The sequence below is a fragment of the Candidatus Bathyarchaeota archaeon genome, assembly GCA_026014805.1.
GTDB lineage: Archaea > Thermoproteota > Bathyarchaeia > Bathyarchaeales > SOJC01 > JAGLZW01.
In genome coordinates, this window is record JAOZHR010000007.1 from 22,424 (window position 1) to 39,053 (window position 16,630).

The window sequence follows — 16,630 nt, forward strand, 5'->3', positions numbered from 1 at the left end:
AACTGAGGAGAAAGTGTTGGTTTCATTAAGAACTCTCGCCCCATCACTGACGAGAATCACCATAGCAGCGGCAGTAGGCGCCGCCCTGCACATAGGACAAGGGAACCCCAAAATTGTTGACCAGCGAGCAGTTGACTTTTCAAGAGCTTTGCTGTCGCAGATGGAGATTGACGGCGAAGTGATTTCCTGTGAAGGACCAAAAGACAACGCTCCCGCCTTCACCAGAAGAGAAAAAGTAGGCATCGGACATGGACCCAAGGTGGAGTTTGTTATGGATCCTGTAGATGGCACAACCGCTACCTCTAAGGGGAGGAAGGATGCGATTTCCGCTTTGGCGTGCGCTCCGAAGGGCTGTTTGCAGGTGCTTCCAGACGATGGATATTACTTTAAAGTGGCAACTGACTATCGCTCGAAAGGTAAGATTTCGCTTGAGATGTCTATTGAGGAAATTGTGCAGGTGGTTGCTGAGCAGAAGAAGATGCAGCTTCAGAACTTCACTGTTATTATGCTTGAACGGGAGCGCCATAGGGAGATGTTGGAGAGGCTAAGGAAGTTGGGGGTTAGGATTATTTTGATTCCAGATGGAGATATTGCGGCGTCGGTTGTCACGTGCATTCCAAAGTCAGGAGTTGACTTGTTGATTGGGGCTGGTGCGGGTCCAGAGGCCACTATTGGAGCAACTGCTGTCAAGTGTCTTGGTGGAACGATGTTGGTTAAGGTTTGGAGGGATAGAAGAGATGATGCTAAGAGGCTGGAACAGTTGGAGGCTGAAGGAGTTGACGTTGAGAAGACTTATTCTGAGATGGAACTAGCCAAGGGTAATGAACTGGTTTTTGCGGCGTCCGGCGTCACGAAAGGGGAGCTTTTGGATGGAGTGCGCTTCATTCCTAACGGAGCCATAGTCAACTCGCTATGCGTAAGGCTGCCGAGTGGAACCTTCGAGAAATCGGAGACGATGCTGCGGTTCAAAGGGCATCCAGTATACAAACAGTTAACGCGAAAACGCTAAGAAAGCTCTATTTCCCCGATTTCATCGAGCGTCTCTAGGCTGTTCATCTTTATCTTTCTGTTTGAGATTGTGTAGAGTACGTTGTCTATGTAAAGTATTCTTTGCACCTGGAACCCATATTCAACATAGCTTGCACTGCTTTCTTGATGGGTTATGTTGCCTTTCAACACGAAGCCTCGTTCTAAAGATGCGTTGAAGACGTATACGCCTTGCCAATATACTCTATGATAAAAGCTGTCTTTCACTTCGGCGAAGCTTATTGAAAGTGGAAGAGCCAACAGCTGTTTCGATTTGTCGAACAAAAAGGCTTTGTGGTCCCACAAAACTGCTGAATCTGACCAGTCGCCTTGCACAACGAACTTAGCCGTTTCATTCGGTGTAGTAACGTCTGTGACATTGAAAAGTGACATTTTCACGTTGCTGTCTTGTTTGCCTATGCCTATTATGTGGTCTTCGTCGTATGGGTGGAGATAACTTGAGAACCCAGGTATCTTTAGATAGCCTAAGACTTCAGGTTCAGCTGGGTTGCTAAGGTCTATCGTGAAGAACGGGTCTATCTGTTTGAATGTTACAAGATAGCATCTGTCACCCATAAACCTGGCAGAGTAAATCTTCTCTCCCGGAGCGAGGTTTTCTAGGTTTCCGACAACCGTAAGACTCATATTGAGAACATATACGTTGTTTCGAGACGGTTCTCCGCCCCAAAGGGAGCCTGATGTGGTTGCTATCCTGAAGTAGCCATCGTATTCGTCCATGGAAAACTGGTTTAATACTTTGCCTGGAACAGCTCCGTTTGCCTGGCTTTCTATGTTGCCAGCTTCTATGTGAATTCTATAGATTAGCGTTTTTTCAACTTTTGTGGTAGTATCTCTTGGCTTAGGAAATGTTACGTAAATGTTGTTAAGAGAAACGTACAAGCCACATGTAGCCCCTAGCAAAAGTGTTTCGTGTGTTGGTTTCTCGGCGTCGTTTTGAATGTTTATGGCAACGATGGTTGTGAATGTATAGTAATAGTCGGTGATGTTGGAATAGCAGATGTCAATTGCATTTACCTTCTGAACCTTGTTGCTGGGATAGTACAATGTTGGCAGCTTCACTTCGCCTGCACTAAGCACCGCTGGCTCGTTTATCACAGTATATGCGTGGTCACCTATCATCCTAGAGCCAAAATAAGAACCGTCAAGTGTAACATTTCTTGTCAAAACAGGTGATTCTCTGTTGGAGATGTTGTACACATTAATGAAAGTTCTAGGTAGTAGATAAGGCCAATAGTAAGGTCTGACAACCTCGTTTGTCACACTTGCTTCGTAAGAAGTGGATCCAAAGACAACTAGCTTATCTCCATTGATGAATATTCCATGTAAGGTTGTGTTTAGTTTTATTCGAGAAAGAATTTGCTGCTCTTCCGGAGGGTAAGCTTTTATAATGAAGGCTGTTTGGTTCGAAATTACGTAAAGGTATGTTCCATCGGTTTTTACGATATCTGCCTCGTCTACTCCTTCGACTTGAATGTTGGTGGTCGAGTACTCAGGGGTAGACGTCGCGCTTTCAGCGTCTGCACCAAATACATTCAATCGTTCGCCTTCAGCAAGGTAGTAAGGATATTGGGAGCTGGTGTTTATGAAATTCACTAGCTCTTCATAAGAAGAAAACCTCAAAAGCGGTTCTCCAGACACAGTAAAATATGGTGATATCTGAGTAAAATTTAACAGTATGCTGCACAGCAGAGCCCCGCCGAGGAAGGCAACTAAGCCAGTGACTAGAACTCTCCTTTTGTTCATAATCGAGTTTGGATAAAGCCTGAGGAACTTCAAGTCAATCACACCAGAATATGATGCTAACACAGCTCTTAATACTACGCTTTAGAACAGTCGTTCAAATTTTTTGAACAGCCACCTTTAAGCTTCGATACTGGTTATAGGCTTCAAAAAAGAAGGCAAAGATGCTGAAAACAGAGACTATTAGAACCATCAGATCAGGGAAATCCCATTCAATAGGTCTTAGAGCAATGTATACAGCAAGGAAACCTGCGATGAGAGCCCCATAAAAAACCAGTCTTGGAATAAGCTTCCCTCTTAACAAGACAAAGCTTCTTAAGGCTTCTACCTTCTGTTTTTCTTTAACCCAGTATTTTCCGTCTCGGGTTTGACGCAGTAATTTCAAGGCCAGAAGCTTGTTGACGTGATATTGGGCTAAACTAGGGCTAGAAAACTTTAAAGTTCTCCAAACGTTTCTTACACCTACAGGTTCTTTGGAGGTTAAGATATAGAGGTAAACATCCCAAGTGGTGCCTGAAATGTGCCCTTTGGCTGATTCATTCTCTTTGATTGCCAAGCCCCAAACAAGACTACTATTTTCTACATAAATAAGTTGAGTGAAAGAAATCTTGAATCGCATCGATAGCAACAATAAACTGCCACCGAATTGACGCACAAGACTTTTTAAACGGCAACTCCCATTCTAAGCTTTCTGAGGACAATGGGAAAGCTTGTTGCAGTTGGTTTGGTTTTTCTCTTACTCTTCGCTATAACTCTAATTCTAATAGACGAGCAACTAAGCGTAAAAGAATATGAACAGGCACCAGACAGCGAACATGAGCAGAAGCCGCAAGATGCTGGAACTTCCCAAACTTCAGGTTTCGTAGAGTTAAAGGTTGATGGCGACTTAGTGGACGATTTCTGGGAGCGAGGAACTGACGATTTACCTGTGCTTACCGTTGCAGTCAACTACATTGTTGAGAACGTTGGAAATGTCTCCGCCGAAATTGTGACCGTAGAGCTTGCCCTAGACGCGATGTACTATTCCACTAAAACCGTCTACGACCTACAGCCAAATTCCGGATTCACAGATTCAATCTCGTTTTCAGTAGACTACGATCAACCAAAGACTCTTGAAATTGAAGCGAGCTACGATAATGTAACAGCTTATTGGAGTTACACCGTAGATGCAGAGTTGCCCCGACAGCCTTCTTGGGGTATGTCAAAGCTTTTCATAACTCCTGATGAGAAATACGTGGAATCAGCTTACAAGGAGATAATGAGCGGTGTATTTTTTGTAAATTGGATGGCAATTCGAGATTGGGTTGGAAGAAACGTTGAGTACGTGAGTGATTATGACTCTTACGCCGTAGGCGAGTATTGGCAGCTTGGAAAGGAAACTTTGGAAAGTCGAACCGGTGATTGCGAAGACTTTGCGATTCTGCTTTGCTCGTTGCTGAGGGCTGATGGGTGGAGTACAGAAGGCGTTTATGTTGTGGTTGGACAAAATGAGGCGGGAGATTATCATGCTTGGGTGAAAATAAAAATTCCATGGACAGCCATATGGTACAATATTGACCCTCAACAAGACGGATGGTACACAGGACCAGGTGATATAATTACGTTATATCCATACACGGCCATTTACAATTTCAACGATCAATACTTCATCGAGTTGTAAAGTGTTTTCAATTTCTTTTGCTGTGGTGGGGCTGCCCGGATTTGAACCGGGGTCCCTAGCGTCCGAGGCTAAGAGCCTAGACCAAGCTAGCCGACAGCCCCATGAAACTAAGGAATCTAAGCCTTCTACTTGCTTATTGATTCCCAAAGCAATTAGCATAGATTGGAAATCATACACTAAATGGTATCTACAGAATCACAATAAAAATACTTTAGGTTATGCCCTAAACTATGCTAGAAAGTACGCTGATGTCCTAGCTGATCCTTCAAGTGTGCATAGAATAACAAGTCTGTCTAAAGCTAAAAAGAGACTAACTATGATTGCATTAGCTAACTTGAGCAAATATCTAGGGATCTACGAGCATTGGAGAAGTATGGCTCTGGAGAAGGCTGTTCAATTAAAATCTTCTGTACACTAGGGCTTCTAGGAAAGTAGCTATTAGGAATAATGGAATAACTATGAAGAAGGCGGTTCCATCAAGACTTTATCATTGTTAAAATCATCTTGAACCTTTTTACTGCTTTTAGGGAATGCGATTTGTTGGCTGGCATTATGACCACTTCACCTTCCTTCAAATAAAGGGCTTTGCCTGAGATAACAATCTCTGCTTGCCCATCTAGAAGATGAACTAAAGCATCAAATGGTGCTATATGCTCACTTAGTCCTTGTCCTTTATCAAAAGCGAATAAGGTTACAGTTCCTGCCTTCTTATCAATCAAAGTTCTACTCACGACAGCTTCTTCTTGATAGTTTATCAAATCAGTTAAATTGGCAGCTTGAACTACAAGTTTCTCCTTGCTCTTTTGGTCCTTATTGGATTCCATCTTATCTTTTCCTCTAGAAATATTCGCAACTACTGAAACATGCAGCTTCAGTTTTATGGCTTGTGGAAGAAACTCCAGATTGTACCAGTTATCGGTCCTAGCCTGTAGACTTGGAGAAATTCTAGTCTAGGACAACCTACTTACTAGTCTTGTGGACTTTGCTCTTTTTCTTCTATAGACTAGGCTGTCAGAAGAGTCTATTTGATTCCGACTTCTTTATCAATTTGCTTTTGCAGTCTTCCAAAGGACAAAGGCTCTTGACTTTTTATAGCAGTTAAGTAACCTTTGGTTAGGTCTTCAACTGTAGACTCCAAGAGTATCATGAATTGTGTATTGGCAAACTCTCGTTTTGGGTTTTTCTCTTTCTTTCCGTAGACAATGGACAGAAGGTCTTCAATCATCTGATCCATTCCATACAGCTTGAGATGAAGCAACTCGTGAATAATTAGCTCTTCCAAGTTTTCACACTTCGGGGTATAGTTCAGCAAAAGCACTGCTTTCTTATCTTCCAGATCGATTTTTATGTCCCCAGACTTTCTCCATTTTGATTTGACTATCTTGATTATTATGTCCCAGTCTCGCAGTCTTAAGATATTCTGCCACTTGTTCAACTGCTCTGCAACTTCATCTTCATCAAGATTCATTCAACTAGCCTCAAGTCTTTTCCTGTTTGCTTCAGTTTTTATGAGTTGTGGAAGAAACTACAGTTCAAAACTCACTAAGCAGATTTGTGACTTTGTCTTTTCTGTGAAGAGACAACTGAAAATATTTATCTTTACGAGTTTGACATTATTGTTTGATGACTTTGAAAGAAACAATTGAGACTTTGCGTAGGATGTACGAGGGTTTTAAGAAGGGTGAAGAAGACGTTTTAGCTGTTAGAGACAAGGTTCGTATCGCTTTAGAAAAAGCTATGAAAAATGAAGCAAATGAAGTCGCTGAAGAGCTTGAAGATATGCTCATGGATTTAGAGTTGTCAATAGAAGATAACAAATGCAAGTGCCATAAGAGCAGCTCTATTTGCTGACACGATCTATCAGACTTTACTCTCTTTCTCTATCATTTCAGAAATCTCAGAATGTAATCGTTTACAGTTTGAAGAAATACCTCTTCTAGTTCAATGCCATAGTGTTCTGCTAATACAAAGATAATATAGAGAAGGTCTGATAGTTCAGCGGCTAACATTTCTTTTGTTTTAGGTTTTTCTGGAGGCTTGAACCCCTCTAACCCCTTAACTATTCCAGCAACTTCACCAGCTTCTTCAAGTAAATCAGTGACCATTACAAAAGGAGTCCAACCCTTTCCTCTTTCAAGATCAAGCTTATCATTGATTTTCCTGAAGTTCTTCCAACAGAGATGTTGAGCATCACGCAGAGTAACAGACAAAAAGCTCACCATTACTGATTCTGTCTTTTCCCTCAGTTTTATGACTTGTGGAAGGACGCTTGATGCCTCTATTCTTTAGATTTTAAGGCTTCGCCAAGCACTAAAACCGCTAGGGCAACCATAGCGCCAATTAAAGCCCCTAAGAACTGAAGACCTCCAGAACCAATAGGGTGCTCTAATAAAGCTCCAATCAGCCATCCAATCAAAGCCACAAGAATTATTCCTGCAACTGCCAAGTCAACCTTCAATCAATGTCCCTTAACAATGTCTTCTTGTTCAGTTTTTATGGCTTGTGGAAGAAACTATTAGTTTTAGTCTTCACTTTTGGACACACTTCTCTTTGCCATGACTTCGATGTAAGAGAACCCCTCTTTGACTTTTCTTTCCATTTCCTTAGCCCACTTGTCTTTTCCTATCTCTTTGATTCTGCGAAGCATATCGAGATGTCCTCTGTAAGCTTGAGTTTGTGGTTGTAGTTTATCACAAGGCATTTTGTCGCACTCTGCACATGTAGAGAACCCATTTTCCTTGCAACAGTCTCTGATTACACAGACTGGTGGTCCACCACCCTCTAAGCAGCTAGGACATTCTCCAAACATTTTCATCAAAGATTGCAGAACGTCTTCGAACTGAGGGTAATAGTCAAGCTTGGGGTCCCATTCTTTGGCTTCCTTTGCTATTTCTCGAAAGTGATAAGCATCTAAAACCTCGAGTAGCTGTATGCCTCTCTTCTTAATCATCTGCTGATAAATCGCACAAGCACCACAATAAAGACCGCAATATCCAACCAGACTAGACTCATCAACCATGGACAACAATCCCCATAATCATAGGAACAAGTTATGTCTTCTGCTTCAGTTTTATGACTTGTGGAAGAAGTCTTCTGTGAGAAACATGATTACTTCTTCTTTGGTTTTTTACCTAAGACTTCTTTTCGTTCCCTGCCTTTCAGGTCTCTAATTGCATAAAGTGTGATCACTGAAGAAACTCCTCTTTCTCTCAGGGATTTCACGTAGTCCAGAACTTTCTTCTTTGAGCCTCTCATGTTGTCCTTTAGAGCCCAACCAACCCCCTTACGAACATAATCCTCTCTACTCCATATCAGGCTCTCACATAGCTCCAATACTTCATCAGTGAACTTTCCACTCTGCCCTACTTTTCTAGTAAAGGCAACAACACTTGCTCTCTGCTTCCAAGTATGCTCAGCTCTATTCCATTTTCTCAATAGTTCCAAAGTCTCTTCAGTATATTGCTTGAGTAAAGGCTGCAGAATATTGATGCAGAACCAATCAGTTTCTCCCCAATGACTCAAGTAGCTTCCAATTTCGTCCAATAAGCGGTAATGAGCAGGAGTTATTTCGTCAAGGCTAAGCATCAAAACCGTATTCCCAAAGTTCACCTCTTCAGCAAAACCAGAAGCATGCAACCTCTTAACTAACTCCAATCTTTCTCTAAGGTTAGATTGCTTCAGACCTTCACGGTAACTTTCAAAAACCTCTTTCTCTTCTAACTCATCAAGCCCATAAGACCTTATGGTGACCCCAAAATACTTGGCTTTTGCAACTATTTTTGAGGCAGCTTCACGATTCTCTCTCCTTTTCAACTGCTTGACAATCTCCTGATATAATTCCTCCACTTTCATAAGAGCACCTGTTTCCCAAATACTACAGGGTAGTTTTATGACTTGCGGAAGAAACCTCAACAGCGTAACAGATATTAATCATTTTACTCTGACACAAGAGACATGGTCTCTCTGAAAGGAAGAATTGCTGGTACAATCATTACAGTATTTTGCTGGCTAATATTTACCATTTCATTCCTAGCGTTCTATCCCACAGGCTTTGATATATGGCAAAACATAGCTTTCTTCATAGTCTCTGCACTTATTGTGTGTGGCATAGTTGCTGCTATCTGGATAAGTACGGTATTGTAGCTAATCTCACAAGATAACTGAAGCATGAAGAAAACTCCAATCTAATAGAAGCTTGCTCATCGCTCTGGATTCTTCATGGCAGACTTTGCATAAAACAGAAATATCAACTTCAACATATTATTGACTACAAGTTTTAGGAGAAATGAAGGAAAACACAATGAAAGTCAAATGTCCTAAATGCAATACTATGGGATTTCTAGAAGCCAGAGGTAACAGCTACAGAATCAAACATTACAAAGGCTACGTCAACTATAGCAGAAAATACATTATACATTCTCTAAGTCAGAAAGATGCTTTTAGAATGGGAATCAACCATGTGTCCGAGGCTAAGAGCCTAGACCAAGCTAGCCGACAGCCCATATTCGTTCCAACGCCCCTTAGGTGAAGAGCCTAGATTATTAGTCAAGACTTTATCAAATATCCAGCATTTAAGCAAAGCGAGTCAGAAGGCGATCATACAAAGGCTAAGAGGACTGTTAGAGAAGTAGATTTGTGGAATCCAACAGAGGTTGAAGCCTTCATTTTCAACATTTAGAGAGATCTAAGAGGGATACGTTTTTTCAACGTTCTGGATTCATAATTCACAAAGGTTATTTATTAAATCCATGGTAAAACCAAAACATCACGTCAGAAAGGAAGAACCAAAAAATGAAAAAAGCTTCCACCGTATATGTGGTTGATCTAACAAAGATTGAAGGCAACGGAAATTTCCTCTGTCCAAATTGCGGCAGAGTGATTTCGCCAGACGATGAAACTGAAACCACGTACGTCATTCAAGAAGTCCAAATGAAAAAGAAGGCCCAACTAGAAGAACTTGTAATAAAATGTATCAATTGCGGAAGCATCATCCACATAACCGGATTCACTTCTTTGTGAAAACTACTTTTTCTTCTTTGCAGACCTTTCCTTATAAAGGGAACGTTCTACCCATCTAAAGCTCAAACTAAAAACAATCCAGGCAATAGACCCATAAAAAATTCCATTTACCACAGCGTTGACAAGAGAAATATAACTTAAATCCGAAATTCCAAAGAAAAAACAAACAACATTTCCAGGGAACAATGGAGAAGGAATTGCAAGTGATGATACTAAGAAAATGGCGAAAAACACAACGAAAACCGCCAAACCCCGCATTATGATTTTCCCTTTTCAGACATCTTGAATAAATATTGCAAGTCAACATATCATGAATCTGAATATTTAATAAACCTTTTTGTCGACATGTCCAACACAAATACAGAACAGAAATCTGCATTCCTTAGAACATAGTTCGCTCCTTCATCAGTCAACAAGTAAAGCTCTTTGAAAAATCTCCAAGCAGCAGATTTCCTCGACAAACTCAAGGCTATTCATGTCTCTCTTGTTACTTCAATTCGAATTCGCTTCCACTTTTCTTCTACGTCTCTTAGTGACATGACGGCACCTGCAACCATTCCGCTAAACAATTTCTTTACAAACTCATTGAGTGGGATTTCTTCTTCGTCAACATACAATTTTGCATCCACCTACATCACCTTAATGTATCAATTAGAGTTTCGCTTAATAATCTGATCGAAAATGAATTTCTATTTTGCGCTTCAGCTAGATAATGAAAAGAGCTAGAAAAAATTGATGGTGGATGCTGAAAGCAGACTCAGATCGAGAAAATCGACTTCTTTTTCGCTCGTTCTTTGTATTCTTTCTTAGGTGACTTTGGCTTTACTTCTTCTGGAGGCATTACAACCTCTTCTGTTACCTTCTCAGGTTCCTTTTCAGGCTCCTCAACACCTTTTAGCGGCAGGGGCTTTTCCGGCTTGGTTCTTCGGGGCCTTGATTTCGTTGCCTCGCTTAACCATGCTGGCTCAAGATGTAGGGCTCTTTTATCATCAAATCCGAAGTATTCCCACGTGTAGAGATCCATCTGGATTCCTTGCATCTGACTAACTACGTCGACTAATTGTGTTGAAAACGAAGGCGCTAAAAAGACGAGCCTTGGTGACTTTGTATCATTTATTTTATAGTCTTTGTAGGAAAACTTCAGCAAGGGTTTCACGTTGTTAACGTAAGCCAAGATTTTCAAACCTTCAAAAAACATGTTATCGTTCTCTTTCGTACTTAGTTTGACAATGACCAGTTGTCCATCTTCGTCGTGGCACAGCACATCGATATTTACTTTTGAATCTATTGGCATGTTACTGCAAATCACTGTCAGTCCCTTTTCGACAGCACTTACGTCATGTGCGACTATTTTCTGCAGCTCATTCTCATCTTTAACGCTGATTCTCGCAATTGACATACTTAATCCCAGCAATAACAAATCTCTATAAGAGATAAATAGCTTATGAAGTACAATTCACGAAATAGAATATTGATTTTGAATATTATTAGATAAGACGAATTGTGTGAGTATTCTTCCAGCTAATGGAGTATGCACTGTATCATTTTTTGACAGACCAAACAAGAGTCTGGAATTGGCGCGTTTTTTGGGCGTTTTTTCAAATATCCGAGGTAATGCGGACATTCTGACTGTGCGGGACTTTCCATATTTTTCTGGGCCTTTTCGTAAGTATAGCCAGCTTCTCTTGAAGTTGACACTTCAAAATTGTCAAGTTCCAGTTTAGAGAAACAGAATGGACAAGCGTTATATGTTTGCATAGGCATTGCTGAAAGATTGGTCAGTTGGATTGGATTTCCAAACATCCGTCCGCAGGCTTCGCAGCAACTGTCATTATTTCCACTTTCAACATTCTCCGAGTATCGCATTGAAATAAGCTTTGACAAAGGAGGCACCCATTAAGCGTATAGTAAAACTTAAGATTTAATAAACGTTTCCGTGTTGTTGTTGTACACGTATGCAGTTTTCCTTTGTTATATAGATTGTAAATCTTTAGTGACCTATCATAACATTTACATATTTTTCGCTATTGCTTCTATATGGGGTCGATGTTGTCGATTCGCGATTATCTACGTGAGAGAGCTGCAGAATCTAGGCATGACGAGCTGTCAGCTTATTTGATGTTTATTGCGGGAAGTGTTTTGTTTATCGGCGGGACTTTGGAGACGTTGGCTGTGGCAGAGTTGGTTGATTGGGTCTTGTTTGTGCCCGTTGGGTTTTCGACCGCACCTGGATGTGTATTGGGGTTGGCATTGACGCTGAGCGGGTTAACATTAATGGTTTTCGGGTTAGCGGCGGGAGTCTATTTCTCGCGGGCCAGAGGGTGGTACATGCATGAACTACGTAGTTCCAGCTTTATTGAAGAGGGTGCAGTGACAAGGAAAAAGAGGAAAAGGAAAAAAGTGTTGTCGACCATATAAAATCACGTGTGCGTCACCCTTGGATCAAGCTTTGCACTATAGGCTTCTAGTAGGCAGTCAATATACATCGAATATGACTAGGCATTAAACCCTTTTTATTGTTAAAGCAAAGTTAGGGGGGCTAGGTTAATATTTAATTCTCGAGTAAACCACTGTATGTCCCAACAAGCCGGGATGGCAGAGCGGATAATGCGCAGGCCTTGAGAGCCTGTGGCCCTTCTGGGCCGCATGGGTTCGAATCCCATTCCCGGCGCCATATAATCAGCTTAAAAGCCTTTGATTTTATTTGTGTGTGGACTACAAAACTATTGAAGCTCAGATAATCTATAAGGGTTTTCCCTTAGATAAGACCCATGAGCATACACTTAGAATTACAGGTTTCATGAATATCGCGGTGGCTATAAGTGCTGAGTATAAACCCAATGAAATCAGTCCAGAATTGAGCAAAACATATGTTACGATTAAGCTCTTGCTGAACCTTACGCTAAGGCCTAAACCTAGCAGTAACGAGTATTTTGTCCCAAGCAGTTGGCGGAAAAGCAAATATGACGCTAAGAGTTTTGAACTCTTTGCGACAAACCATATGAGTATAATCAAGAGTGGATAGACAATGATTGAGGTTATAGATACATTCGCTCCTAGAAGCCATAGTATTTCTCAGATAGCGTCTGGCTACACGCAATGGTTTTGCTTTCGTTCTATCGCCTTCTACTGGATTTTTCTCTAAGAGAAAGGAGCCACCTATATATTTTGCGCTATTAGCTGCATAACCTATTTTTTGTGGGATGTTCCAGATTCATCTAGATAAAAGACTAATTACATCGATTTCCAAGAGGATTAGAAGGACACTCACAACCAAGGCAATTAAAGTAAGGTAGATTAGATTTCTTTCAACTTTATGTATCATACCCAAATCTTGCAGGCTGAGAACACTGTCTAAAGCATTATTATCAGAGTCGAGAAGAGAAAGCTCACGCGAAATGTTATTGACTGCATGGCTCAGAGTCGCGCTGATTTCCTCAGAAGGCTTAACCATAAGGACTACACCTTCTCTTATGCTAAGCATTAACTCTCTTTGAGACCATAAGATTCTTTCGAGAGCGGATATCTCTCTCTTTATTACAAAAACCGAACGACTGATTCTTTTATCCCCTGGACTCGCAAGTGCCCTCTCTTCTATCTTATCAATATTCGCTCTCAGAGCCATCACTACGTCCAGATTTTCATTACTTATCTCGTAGAACAGCCTACTAAGGATAAAAGAGGAATTAATAGATCCTTCACAAACTTTTCCAACACAATCCTCAAAGGTTTTAAACGCATTCTTAACAGGTTTGGAAGAATGCTTATTTCTTACAGTTAAGAACATTCCTTCTTTCATAAAAATGTAAATGGGAAACGTTTTCAGTTCATCTATAAACACAACGTGAGGAACTGAAAACATGAGATAATTGTTGACTCTCTCGGGTCGTGAAAAAATCTTTTGCTCCTTAATATCATTAATAACCTTAGTTTCTTCAAGCAATCCGCCAATGACCTCAAACTCTTTGTCGCCAAGATCCATACAATCTATCCAGAGCCAATCAACTTCTCTACTAAGGCTTTGCAATTCTTGCAGAGAACTAGCGTCTCTAGCTTGCAATTCATTTGACGCTGTGACCGTGTACACCCATATCACTAATCAGTTCCACCAAACATTGTCTACACGCCAAAACAGCTTATAAAGCTGCTTTCGCTCGAGCTTTGAGAAAAACGCTGAATACTGAGAAACAAACTATTCCAAGCCCAAAAGTAAGGCTTTGACGTTCCGTCCGAGAACACTTTGGTTATAGCCACCTTCTAAAACAGCAAACATGTTCCCACCACATTTTTCGTCAGCATATTCCTTTACAATCCTTCCAATGACTCTATAGTCTTCAGTTTTTAGCAAACCGCCCCAATCAAGCTCATGTCTGTCGAAACCCGCGGAGACAGCGACCACATCACAATGCTGAGAAGCAAGGAAGTGTTCCAAATCACTCACAAAACTCGCCCTTTTATCGCCTTCAACGTGGTGATACTCAACTTCAGGCACCGATGCGAAAAAATTGTTCGTACCGTCCCCAAAGTGCAAGTCAATATCCGCAATCAGAGCCCTCTTAACAACACCTTCTCTCCTAAGCTTTTCAATCGCAACAGCGACATTATTGAAATAACAGAAACCCCAGCAGGAGTCTGGACTTGCGTGATGCCCCGGAGGCCTAATTAAGCCAAAGGACGGTTCTCCCTGCATAGCAAGTTCAGAAGCTTTCAACGCTCCTCCAACAGCCAAGGCAGCTATTTCATAGGTCAAGCCTTGCTGTTTCACCCAGCTAACGTGGCTTTGCGAATGCACCAACCGTAAATCAGCTTCGCTAGCAGATACGGGTTTAACGAATTGGAAGAGATCTTCCAGCTCTTTTCTGATACACTCAATTCTGCCTGGAGATGCTGCAGGGTCTGACGCATAGACTTCTTCGTATCGTTCATGATAAACTACATACATAGTAATCTCTCCCATCCACTATACGCAAAACGATAAAAGAACCTTGCCAACATTGACTGCAACTAGCCATGCAGAAAAGAAAAATCACCAAAGCCCAAACAGTGGCTATTGTGGCAGTTTTTGCAGCCCTAAACGTTATTACTGACTCTTTTGGGGGTTTGCCCTCTTCCGGCATCTGGTCCAGTTGGAACTTTCTAATGGAACCCATTACAGGAATCATACTTGGACCACTGTTAGGATTTGCAGCCACCTCTATTGGAGTTATGATTGGACACTACATACACTTCATAGACGCGTACGAATTCCTTTTTACAATGGGCGCTCCAATCGGAGCAGCTGTTTCAGCCCTGCTGTTTAGAGGAAAATGGAAACCCGTGCTAGGTTACTACACAATCTTATTTGCAGCCTACTTCCTCACACCTGTTGCTTGGCAACTTCCCTTTTGGGGAATGTGGGACACATATATTGCATTTGCCATTCTTCTCGGAGTGATTTTCCTAATTAAGAAAGACTTATGGAAACACGAATCTACAAGGTTGCCAATTGTTCTCGCTGTCATAGCATTTGTTGGGCTAGAGGCCGACGTTTTATTTCGGATTTTCGTTTTTATTCCATGTCAAACTTACAGGCTCTTTTATGGGTTGAATGTTGAAGATTTACAGTTTATCTGGGGTAGCGGCGCTGTCATCACTCCCATAAAGGTGGCGCTATCCTCCATCGCTACTGTAGCAATTGGACGTCCTTTACTCGAAACACTAAGAAAAGCAGGTTTGCTGATCCATCACTGAGACTTTGGCTTTACAATCCCATAGATAAGATCAGCTAGCATCATTGATTTTCTCAAAGCAGAACTTCTCGTTTTTTCTTCAACTACAATAGAGCAGAGTGGTTCTCCTTCCTCTATGATAACCCCTGGAAGTGGGATGTCTCTGGCTTCTGCAAGGTCTGTAAGGCGGGGGATTATTGAACGTCGCTGAGCATATAAGATGAGTCTAACACACGAGGTTGCTGGTCTTCCCTCGCTGAGAAGTGGAAGAATTCCTTCAACACAGGCTTTTATGTGGGCATTAACTAAATTTATTCCAAGAATACGTTCAACGCACTCTAGGGTTCCTTGAAAGCGGGGGTTTACTTCAACAACATAGGGTATACCATCTTTGGAAATCACCAAATCTACACCGTTTGACCCCGTAAGGCTAAAGTGCGAGGCGATTTTTTGTACTGTGTCTCTACACTTATCCATAAGCGCTTCACTTGTTGAAGCCGGAATAACATTTCCGCAGTAGCCAAACGGTTCTTTTTGACCAACTCCTTGGATTCCCAATAATTGTTCATTTAAAGTCAAAACCACAGCCGCTTTCTTGGACGAGAGAAACGACACACTAGCATCCATACCAGACACAAACTCTTGAATCAAAACTCCTCGGGATAATGAAACAACTTGCGGAAAAACCTTGCCTAGCTCGTCTCTATCTTTTGCCTTTCTGATTCCAACACCTCCGAAACCTGCTAAAGGCTTCACCATGACAGGATAGCCAATATCTTTAGCTGCACGCTTCCCTTCATCAGGATTTCTTGCCAACGCAGTTTCGGGATAAGGTATGGCGATTTTCTTAAGTTCATGGAAAAATCGCATTTTGTCACACACTTTTTTAATTATTTTAGGATGGTTTCCAATTATGGGAATCAGATCGTTGAGTTTCGCTAAGGGCTGAAACGAGTCTTCCAGACCTGAAGCTAACAAAACAGCGTCTATTCGATGAGTTGCAAGAAGCTTCTTTGTTAGACTTAAAAGCGCGTTTGGAGAAAAATTCGTCTCAAGGCGCTTACAAGATTTTCCAGGTTTTTGCGCAATAATCGATAGATTGTCTTTGCATGCTCGTTTAAGGTCTTGATCTCCAAAATAGTCTACAGCAAAAACGTTGTATCCTGCCATCTTTGCTGAAGTGGCCAGTGCAGCGGCGTCGATGCCTATCACCAAAATATTTTGAACGTTGATTTCCTTCAAACCATAGCCTCTGCTTTTCTAGATGGCCTTTACGCTTATTTCTTAGTTCTGTGCTAAATAACATTCTAAATGAGGGAAAGAAGAAGTGAAACTTACAGACGCTTTGGAGAAGCTTTCTAATGCCTGCGGAGTTACGGGTAGAGAAGACGAAGTTAGAAAATCATTGAAAACAATGCACGCGCGCGCATGCGAAGCTAATTCTCTGGCAGATCAT

The 16,630-nt window shown here is 41.5% G+C and carries 21 protein-coding genes and 2 tRNA genes; 9 read left to right on the plus strand and 14 right to left on the minus strand.

Annotated features, from left to right (window positions below; genetic code table 11):
• The first annotated feature begins 16 nt into the window (after nucleotides 1-16).
• The gene (locus NWE91_01640; GenBank protein MCW3985100.1) at nucleotides 17-1,009 is read left to right on the plus strand and encodes a fructose-bisphosphatase class II family protein; all 993 of its coding nucleotides are present in this window, start codon (nucleotides 17-19) and stop codon (nucleotides 1,007-1,009) included.
• On the opposite strand, the gene NWE91_01645 is transcribed toward NWE91_01640, so the two are convergent.
• Both NWE91_01645 and NWE91_01650 read right to left on the minus strand, forming a co-directional pair.
• On the minus strand, nucleotides 1,006-2,823 hold the full coding sequence (locus tag NWE91_01645; GenBank protein MCW3985101.1) for a beta-propeller domain-containing protein: 1,818 nt from the start codon (nucleotides 2,821-2,823) through the stop codon (nucleotides 1,006-1,008). The two genes, NWE91_01640 and NWE91_01645, sit on opposite strands and share 4 nt — an antisense overlap.
• A gap of 61 nt (nucleotides 2,824-2,884) precedes the next feature.
• Complete coding sequence (locus tag NWE91_01650; GenBank protein ID MCW3985102.1) at nucleotides 2,885-3,406, minus strand: hypothetical protein; 522 nt, start codon at nucleotides 3,404-3,406, stop codon at nucleotides 2,885-2,887.
• 81 nt (nucleotides 3,407-3,487) lie between these two features.
• Between NWE91_01650 and NWE91_01655 the strand changes: the two genes are divergently transcribed.
• Nucleotides 3,488-4,447: a transglutaminase-like domain-containing protein gene (locus NWE91_01655; GenBank protein MCW3985103.1), complete on the plus strand. Its 960-nt coding sequence runs from the start codon at nucleotides 3,488-3,490 to the stop codon at nucleotides 4,445-4,447.
• A gap of 23 nt (nucleotides 4,448-4,470) precedes the next feature.
• Here the strand turns inward: NWE91_01655 and NWE91_01660 are convergent.
• The 3 genes from NWE91_01660 to NWE91_01670 form a co-directional block, all read right to left on the minus strand.
• A tRNA-Pro gene (locus NWE91_01660) sits at nucleotides 4,471-4,548 on the minus strand.
• 375 nt (nucleotides 4,549-4,923) lie between these two features.
• Nucleotides 4,924-5,271 carry a cupin domain-containing protein gene (locus NWE91_01665; protein ID MCW3985104.1) on the minus strand — a complete coding sequence of 116 codons (348 nt, stop codon included), beginning with the start codon at nucleotides 5,269-5,271 and terminating at the stop codon, nucleotides 4,924-4,926.
• A 197-nt stretch (nucleotides 5,272-5,468) separates the two neighbouring features.
• A complete protein-coding gene (locus NWE91_01670) occupies nucleotides 5,469-5,915 on the minus strand; it encodes a hypothetical protein (GenBank protein ID MCW3985105.1) in 447 nt (148 codons plus the stop codon).
• A gap of 161 nt (nucleotides 5,916-6,076) precedes the next feature.
• On the opposite strand from NWE91_01670, the gene NWE91_01675 reads away from it, so the two are divergent.
• Entirely contained in the window at nucleotides 6,077-6,298 is a 222-nt protein-coding gene (locus tag NWE91_01675) for a hypothetical protein (protein MCW3985106.1), read from the plus strand.
• A 32-nt stretch (nucleotides 6,299-6,330) separates the two neighbouring features.
• Here the strand turns inward: NWE91_01675 and NWE91_01680 are convergent, their stop codons facing one another.
• From NWE91_01680 to NWE91_01695, 4 genes are all read right to left on the minus strand, one after another.
• Nucleotides 6,331-6,657, minus strand: coding sequence for a hypothetical protein (locus NWE91_01680; GenBank protein MCW3985107.1), 327 nt, complete (start codon nucleotides 6,655-6,657; stop codon nucleotides 6,331-6,333).
• A 68-nt stretch (nucleotides 6,658-6,725) separates the two neighbouring features.
• Nucleotides 6,726-6,905 carry a hypothetical protein gene (locus NWE91_01685; protein ID MCW3985108.1) on the minus strand — a complete coding sequence of 60 codons (180 nt, stop codon included), beginning with the start codon at nucleotides 6,903-6,905 and terminating at the stop codon, nucleotides 6,726-6,728.
• 63 nt (nucleotides 6,906-6,968) lie between these two features.
• Nucleotides 6,969-7,466, minus strand: coding sequence for a DUF3795 domain-containing protein (locus tag NWE91_01690; protein ID MCW3985109.1), 498 nt, complete (start codon nucleotides 7,464-7,466; stop codon nucleotides 6,969-6,971).
• 89 nt (nucleotides 7,467-7,555) lie between these two features.
• Nucleotides 7,556-8,299, minus strand: coding sequence for a DNA alkylation repair protein (locus NWE91_01695; GenBank protein ID MCW3985110.1), 744 nt, complete (start codon nucleotides 8,297-8,299; stop codon nucleotides 7,556-7,558).
• Between the two features lie 448 nt (nucleotides 8,300-8,747).
• On the opposite strand from NWE91_01695, the gene NWE91_01700 reads away from it, so the two are divergent.
• Both NWE91_01700 and NWE91_01705 read left to right on the plus strand, forming a co-directional pair.
• On the plus strand, nucleotides 8,748-8,975 hold the full coding sequence (locus NWE91_01700; GenBank protein MCW3985111.1) for a hypothetical protein: 228 nt from the start codon (nucleotides 8,748-8,750) through the stop codon (nucleotides 8,973-8,975).
• A gap of 263 nt (nucleotides 8,976-9,238) precedes the next feature.
• A complete protein-coding gene (locus NWE91_01705; GenBank protein ID MCW3985112.1) occupies nucleotides 9,239-9,466 on the plus strand; it encodes a hypothetical protein in 228 nt (75 codons plus the stop codon).
• A gap of 473 nt (nucleotides 9,467-9,939) precedes the next feature.
• Here NWE91_01705 and NWE91_01710 read toward each other — a convergent pair whose 3' ends face one another.
• Nucleotides 9,940-10,083 (minus strand): hypothetical protein, encoded by a 144-nt coding sequence (locus NWE91_01710; GenBank protein ID MCW3985113.1) that lies wholly within the window; start codon nucleotides 10,081-10,083, stop codon nucleotides 9,940-9,942.
• A gap of 140 nt (nucleotides 10,084-10,223) precedes the next feature.
• A complete protein-coding gene (locus tag NWE91_01715; GenBank protein MCW3985114.1) occupies nucleotides 10,224-10,865 on the minus strand; it encodes an endonuclease NucS in 642 nt (213 codons plus the stop codon).
• Nucleotides 10,866-11,512: 647 nt separating this feature from the next.
• Between NWE91_01715 and NWE91_01720 the strand changes: the two genes are divergently transcribed.
• The 3 genes from NWE91_01720 (at nucleotide 11,513) to NWE91_01730 (ending at nucleotide 12,491) form a co-directional block, all read left to right on the plus strand.
• The gene (locus NWE91_01720; GenBank protein ID MCW3985115.1) at nucleotides 11,513-11,884 is read left to right on the plus strand and encodes a hypothetical protein; all 372 of its coding nucleotides are present in this window, start codon (nucleotides 11,513-11,515) and stop codon (nucleotides 11,882-11,884) included.
• 168 nt (nucleotides 11,885-12,052) lie between these two features.
• Nucleotides 12,053-12,140 (plus strand) — tRNA-Ser (locus NWE91_01725).
• 36 nt (nucleotides 12,141-12,176) lie between these two features.
• The gene (locus tag NWE91_01730) at nucleotides 12,177-12,491 is read left to right on the plus strand and encodes a hypothetical protein (GenBank protein MCW3985116.1); all 315 of its coding nucleotides are present in this window, start codon (nucleotides 12,177-12,179) and stop codon (nucleotides 12,489-12,491) included.
• Nucleotides 12,492-12,680: 189 nt separating this feature from the next.
• Here NWE91_01730 and NWE91_01735 read toward each other — a convergent pair whose 3' ends face one another.
• Together NWE91_01735 and NWE91_01740 are read right to left on the minus strand one after the other, a co-directional pair.
• Nucleotides 12,681-13,562, minus strand: coding sequence for a hypothetical protein (locus NWE91_01735; protein ID MCW3985117.1), 882 nt, complete (start codon nucleotides 13,560-13,562; stop codon nucleotides 12,681-12,683).
• A 96-nt stretch (nucleotides 13,563-13,658) separates the two neighbouring features.
• Complete coding sequence (locus NWE91_01740) at nucleotides 13,659-14,408, minus strand: histone deacetylase family protein (GenBank protein MCW3985118.1); 750 nt, start codon at nucleotides 14,406-14,408, stop codon at nucleotides 13,659-13,661.
• Between the two features lie 68 nt (nucleotides 14,409-14,476).
• Between NWE91_01740 and NWE91_01745 the strand changes: the two genes are divergently transcribed.
• Entirely contained in the window at nucleotides 14,477-15,196 is a 720-nt protein-coding gene (locus NWE91_01745) for a hypothetical protein (protein ID MCW3985119.1), read from the plus strand.
• Here the strand turns inward: NWE91_01745 and NWE91_01750 are convergent.
• A complete protein-coding gene (locus NWE91_01750; GenBank protein MCW3985120.1) occupies nucleotides 15,190-16,416 on the minus strand; it encodes an ATP-grasp domain-containing protein in 1,227 nt (408 codons plus the stop codon). The genes NWE91_01745 and NWE91_01750 overlap by 7 nt on opposite strands.
• Nucleotides 16,417-16,630 lie beyond the last annotated feature (214 nt).

Coding starts and splice junctions, on each gene's coding strand:
- NWE91_01650 (MCW3985102.1), bottom strand. CDS start 3,406: ATGCGATTCAAGATTTCTTTCACTCAACTTATTTATGTAGAAAATAGT.
- NWE91_01655 (MCW3985103.1), top strand. CDS start 3,488: ATGGGAAAGCTTGTTGCAGTTGGTTTGGTTTTTCTCTTACTCTTCGCT.
- NWE91_01665 (MCW3985104.1), bottom strand. CDS start 5,271: ATGGAATCCAATAAGGACCAAAAGAGCAAGGAGAAACTTGTAGTTCAA.
- NWE91_01670 (MCW3985105.1), bottom strand. CDS start 5,915: ATGAATCTTGATGAAGATGAAGTTGCAGAGCAGTTGAACAAGTGGCAG.
- NWE91_01690 (MCW3985109.1), bottom strand. CDS start 7,466: ATGGTTGATGAGTCTAGTCTGGTTGGATATTGCGGTCTTTATTGTGGT.
- NWE91_01695 (MCW3985110.1), bottom strand. CDS start 8,299: ATGAAAGTGGAGGAATTATATCAGGAGATTGTCAAGCAGTTGAAAAGG.
- NWE91_01700 (MCW3985111.1), top strand. CDS start 8,748: ATGAAAGTCAAATGTCCTAAATGCAATACTATGGGATTTCTAGAAGCC.
- NWE91_01705 (MCW3985112.1), top strand. CDS start 9,239: ATGAAAAAAGCTTCCACCGTATATGTGGTTGATCTAACAAAGATTGAA.
- NWE91_01715 (MCW3985114.1), bottom strand. CDS start 10,865: ATGTCAATTGCGAGAATCAGCGTTAAAGATGAGAATGAGCTGCAGAAA.
- NWE91_01720 (MCW3985115.1), top strand. CDS start 11,513: ATGTTGTCGATTCGCGATTATCTACGTGAGAGAGCTGCAGAATCTAGG.
- NWE91_01740 (MCW3985118.1), bottom strand. CDS start 14,408: ATGTATGTAGTTTATCATGAACGATACGAAGAAGTCTATGCGTCAGAC.
- NWE91_01745 (MCW3985119.1), top strand. CDS start 14,477: ATGCAGAAAAGAAAAATCACCAAAGCCCAAACAGTGGCTATTGTGGCA.